Source organism: Pedobacter sp. ASV12 (genome assembly GCF_016429155.1).
Lineage (GTDB): Bacteria > Bacteroidota > Bacteroidia > Sphingobacteriales > Sphingobacteriaceae > Pedobacter.
The window spans coordinates 1-440 of the sequence record NZ_JAELUC010000305.1; the positions used below are offsets into that span (position 1 = coordinate 1).

Below are 440 nucleotides of genomic sequence, written 5' to 3' on the forward strand. Positions count from 1 at the left end.
TACCCATACAAAGTCGATGGCACGTTTAGAACCCAATACAGCCAGTAATAAAGGGCCAATAAATTCTAATGTAACGGCCAAGCCCAAGGGAATGCGGGAAAGTGCAAGATAAAAGGTAGCATTCATAGCTCCTAAGGCAATGCCATAGGGAATTACCGCCTTCCATTGTGCTCGGGTAATGCTTTTAAAGGAAGGTCTGTTGAACAGAACCAGGATAATGGAAGATAGCCCAATGCGGAGGGCGGCGGTACTGGCAGCGCCTAATAATGGGAAAATGCCTTTGGCAATGGCTGCCCCCCCTTGCACACTGATAATGGCCATAAGTACGGAAGGAACAGGAGGTATATTTTTGAGGGGTTTGTTTTTCATGTAAAAAGCTAAGCAATTCGACAAATTTAAGGTTTTTATTTTTAGCACAGAACCGTTGGTCTAGCTTATAC

General features: G+C 44.3%; 1 protein-coding gene. It reads right to left on the bottom strand.

The annotated features are described in order from the left end of the window. On the bottom strand, positions 1-369 hold a 369-nt coding region (locus JHD69_RS20415; protein ID WP_370583545.1), incomplete at its 3' end, for an EamA family transporter. Between the last annotated feature and the right edge of the window lie 71 nt (positions 370-440).